Source organism: Protofrankia sp. CiP1_Cm_nod3 (assembly GCF_982290655.1).
Window position 1 is genome coordinate 1 of record NZ_CEVIVD010000136.1, and the last position, 4,327, is coordinate 4,327.

Below are 4,327 nucleotides of genomic sequence, written 5' to 3' on the forward strand. Positions count from 1 at the left end.
GCCGATCGACAGCGACTTGGCGATGGTGGACGGCTTCACCGGTGCGACCGTGTCCGCCCCGCGGGCGAAGGCCGCCGCGACCGGGTTGCAGCCCTGCGCCTGCGCGCCGAAGACCCGGTGCGGGGTCGGCTCCACCAGGCCGAGCCGGCCGAGCTCACCGAACGCCTTGTCGATCTTCGTCAGCAGCGACCCGGACGCGATCGGTACCACGACCTGCTCCGGCAGCCGCCAGCCGAGCTGTTCGGCGACCTCGTAGCCGAGTGTCTTGGAGCCCTCGGCGTAGAACGGCCGCACGTTGACGTTGACGAACGCCCATTCGTACTCGCCGGAGAGCTCGCTGCACAGGCGGTTGACGTCGTCGTAGTTGCCCTCGATCGCGACCAGCGTGCCGCCGTAGACGGCGGTCGACACGGTCTTGCCGTCCTCCAGATCATGCGGGATCAGCACAACCGAACGTAGCCCGGCGGACGCGGCGTGCGCTGCCACCGACTGGGCCAGGTTGCCGGTGGACGCGCAGGCGACCGTGGTGTACCCGTGCTCGCGCGCGGCCGACAGCGCCACCGACACGACCCTGTCCTTGAACGAGTGGGTGGGGTTCGCGGTGTCGTCCTTGACCCACAGTGTCCGCATCCCGAGCTCGGCGGCGAGGCGGGGGGCCGGGCGCAGCGGCGTCCAGCCCGCGCCGAGCGACACCCGGCGCGCGGGGTCGTGGCCGGCGGGCAGCAGCCCGACATAGCGCCACAGGCTGGCGGGGCCGGCCTCGATGGACTCCCGGGTGACCCGGCGTAGCACGGAGTCGTCGTAGGCAATCTCCAGCGGGGCGAAGCACTCGATACAGACATGCGTCGGAGAGAGCGGATAGGTGGCGCCGCAGTGGCGACATGACAGGGCAACCGCGGGATTGACGACGTCCGGGCTGATCGTTGCGAGGCGCTCGGGAGCGACTGTCATCTGTGAAACTCCTCATCTTTCCCGAGAGCCGGATGCGTCTCAGGACGGAATTAGCACCTGCCACGCACTGATGCGGGTGGTTGCCGGGGCTTCACTGGGCCGGTCCCTCTGCCCCTCTGGATGAGCCGTATGCGGTTGTCAGTCCGTACTGTAGTCCGTGTGCGGTCTGACGTATACCGTTGGTTCGAGCATAGGACGTACTACGGGCGGGACTTCTCACCAGGGGAACTACTGGCCCGTAAGGCAGGGCCGATCAGCGTGGTGCTGCCCGCGTTGAACGAGGCGGCCACCGTCGGCGCGATCGTCTCGGCGGTCCGCCGCGATCTTATGCCGCGGTGCCTCTCGTCGACGAGATCGTCGTCATCGATCCGGGGTCGGTGGACGCGACCGCCTCCGAGGCGGCCGCCGCGGGCGCGGCGGTGTTCGCCGAGGAGCGCATCCTCACCGGCTACGGGCGGGTCGCCGGCAAGGGCGAGGCCCTGTGGAAGTCCCTGTACGCCACGTCCGGGGACATCGTGGTCTTCGTCGACGCCGATCTGGAGGACTTCGACGCGAGCCTGGTCACCGGGCTGCTCGGGCCGCTGCTGACCGAGTGCGCGGTCTCCTACGTCAAGGCGTCCTACGACCGGCCGCTGGCCGGGGGGCTGCTGCCCGGCGGTGGCGGCCGGGTCACCGAACTCGTCGCGCGCCCCCTGCTCAACCTGCACTGGCCGCAGCTCGCCGGGCTGGTGCAGCCGCTGGCCGGTGAGTTCGCCGGCCGGCGGGCCCTGCTCGAACAGCTGCCGTTCGTCTCCGGCTACGGCATCGAGTTCGCCCAGGTCGTGGACGTGCTCTCGCTGCTGGGAGTGGACGCCCTCGCCCAGGTCGAGGTCGGCCGCAAGGTCCACCGCCACCAGTCCGACGAGGCCCTTGGACGGATGGCCGCGGAGATCATCCACGCGGCGTGGAGCAGGCTGGGTGTCCACGCCGGCTCCCTCGGCGGGACGCTGACCCAGTTCGGGCGCGGTGACAGCGGGCTGGAGCCGCGCACCCATCAGGTGGTGGTGCGGGAGCGGCCACCTATGATCACTGTTCCGGAGTACGCCGCCCGCTACGCCCGGCTGTATCACGGCCCGGTGGAAAGCGGCTGACTGACCGGGCCCCGCCGCGCCGGGCGGGCCGCCACGGGCAGGGCCCGGATCACCCCGGACAGGCGGATCATCCCGGACGGGCGGCCCCACCAGGTGACAGCCCCGGCGCCGTGGCACGGCACGGCCCCACGGAACGCCCGCGCCGCGCCCCCGTCCCACATGTCACGAACACCCCGCCACGAACGCCCACCCGCCATGAGCAGCCTGGACGCCACGAACAGAGTGGACGCCACGAACAGCGCGAACAGCGTGAACAGGAGGACAGCACCGATGAGTGTCCAGGTCGTCTATACCGATCTCGACGGGACCATGGTGGGGCCGCGCGGATGCTTCTTCCGCAGCGAGGACCACTCCGTCACCCTGGACCCGGCGCACGCCCTGATCGACCTGCACCGGGCCGGCATCGCGCTGGTCCTGGTCAGCGGGCGGACCCGGCCTCAGCTCACCGAGGCCGCCTCGATCTTCGGGGCGGACGGCTTCATCGCCGAACTCGGCGCCATCGTCGGCTGGGACCACGGGCGTAGCAGCCAGATCCTGCGCGGAGCCATGCCCGAGACGTTCGACCGGATACCCGAGGAGCTGGTCACGGCGCTGGTCGCCCGGTATCCGGGACGCCTGGAGGCGCATCACTCCTGGATCCGCGGCCGTGAGATCGACATCATGCTGCGGGGCAACATCGACGTGGCCGAGGCCGACGCGTGGCTTGCCGCGGAAGGCTACGCATGGTTGACCATGCGCGACAACGGCATCATCGCGCGGGCCACCATGCCCGATCTGGACGATGTCCCGCACGTCTACCACCTGGTGCCCGACGGGGTCAGCAAGGGAGCCGCGGTGGCCTTCGACCTGGCCCGCCGGGGGCTGCGCCCGGAGCAGGCGATCGCGATCGGGGACTCCGCCAGCGACCTGGTCATGGCCGGCCACGTCGGCCGCATGCACCTGGTCGCGAACGCGCTGCACCATGCGGACCTCGTCGATCTGCTGCCCGGCTACGGCAACGTCGTCGTGGAGGACGGCACCCTCGGTGCCGGGTGGGTGAGCGCGGTGCGCTCGGTCCTGCCCACGCCGCGGCCCGCCGCCGTCTGATCCGCGGGCTGCCGGAACGCGCCAGGACGGTGTGACGTCAGCCGGACGATCCACGGACAGCTCTCGCTCGGTCAGGGTGCCGTCAGGCGCACGGCCTGCTGATCCGCCGGGCCGGAGCGGGCTGGGCCCCGTTCCGCACCACCGTGTCAGGGGTGCCCAGAGCTCCCGTGTCATGGGTGCCAGGGGAGCTGTGGGCAGGGGGCCGGTGACGGCCGCGGTGCGGCCGCTGTCGAGGCACTACCCTTCGCAGGGTGCGTCATGCCCGGTCGGTCGATGAAACGCCGCGTCCCGTGGCCGCTGGAGGGACCGCCCGGGTGCTTGTCGCGTCCAATCGCGGCCCGGTGGCGTTCACGACGGGTGACGACGGGTCGCTCGTCGTGCGCCGTGGCGGCGGTGGGCTGGTCAGCGGCCTGCACGCGGTCGCCAGCGATGACGCCGGGCCGGCCAGTGGGCTCGGCGGGACGGACGAGGCTGACGGGACCGGCTCGGCCGACGGGGCTGACGGGACCGGCCCGGCCGGTGGGCGCGACAGGGCCGGTGGTGGGCTGGTCTGGGTGTGCGCGGCGATCAGCGAGGCGGACCGGCGGGCCACCCGGTCGGCGCCGGACGGCCGTCTGGATCTTGCCGGCCATGACACCGGCGGCACGGCCGTCCACATGCTCGACGTGGACAGGGTCGTCTTCGACCGGGCGTACAACGCGGTCGCCAACCGTACGTTGTGGTTCGTCCTGCACCTGCTCTACGCGTCGGCGTCCCAGCCCTCCTTCGGCGCGGCCTTCCAGCGCGACTGGCAGGCGTACGAGATCTACAACACGATGTTCGCCGAGGCGCTGGCCCGGGAGGCGGCGCCGGGCGCGGCCGTCCTGATCCAGGACTACCACCTGACGCTGGTGCCGGCGCAACTGCGCAGGCTGCGCCCGGACCTGCGGATCGCTCATTTCAGTCACACACCGTGGGCGCCACCGGAGTACTTCCGCATGCTGCCGGACGACGTCGCCCGCGCGGTCGTCCAGGGCATGCTCGGTGCCGACCGGCTCGGCTTCCTCGCTCCGGAGTGGGCGGAGGCGTTCCGCCGGTGCGCCAGGGCGGTGCTCCCCGCCGACGTCGAGCTCGTGGCCGGCGTCGGGACCGGGACCGGGGCTGAGGCTGAGGCTGATCGT

Annotated in this window: 4 protein-coding genes and 1 riboswitch; of the genes, 3 read left to right on the forward strand and 1 reads right to left on the reverse strand. The window is 71.7% G+C overall.

Going from position 1 to position 4,327, the window contains the following annotated elements; all coding sequences use genetic code 11:
• A partial coding sequence (gene thrC, locus AC5LUJ_RS19710) for a threonine synthase (RefSeq protein ID WP_493465479.1) occupies nucleotides 1-951 on the reverse strand: 951 nt, incomplete at its 3' end.
• Between the two features lie 9 nt (nucleotides 952-960).
• Nucleotides 961-1,078: riboswitch (SAM riboswitch) on the reverse strand.
• Between the two features lie 208 nt (nucleotides 1,079-1,286).
• On the opposite strand from thrC, the gene AC5LUJ_RS19715 reads away from it, so the two are divergent.
• The 3 genes from AC5LUJ_RS19715 to AC5LUJ_RS19725 form a co-directional block, all read left to right on the forward strand.
• Entirely contained in the window at nucleotides 1,287-2,081 is a 795-nt protein-coding gene (locus tag AC5LUJ_RS19715) for a glucosyl-3-phosphoglycerate synthase (RefSeq protein WP_493465480.1), read from the forward strand.
• Between the two features lie 270 nt (nucleotides 2,082-2,351).
• A complete protein-coding gene (locus AC5LUJ_RS19720; protein WP_250286039.1) occupies nucleotides 2,352-3,167 on the forward strand; it encodes an HAD family hydrolase in 816 nt (271 codons plus the stop codon).
• Between the two features lie 314 nt (nucleotides 3,168-3,481).
• Nucleotides 3,482-4,327: trehalose-6-phosphate synthase (locus AC5LUJ_RS19725; RefSeq protein ID WP_493465481.1), on the forward strand; the 846-nt coding region annotated here is incomplete at its 3' end.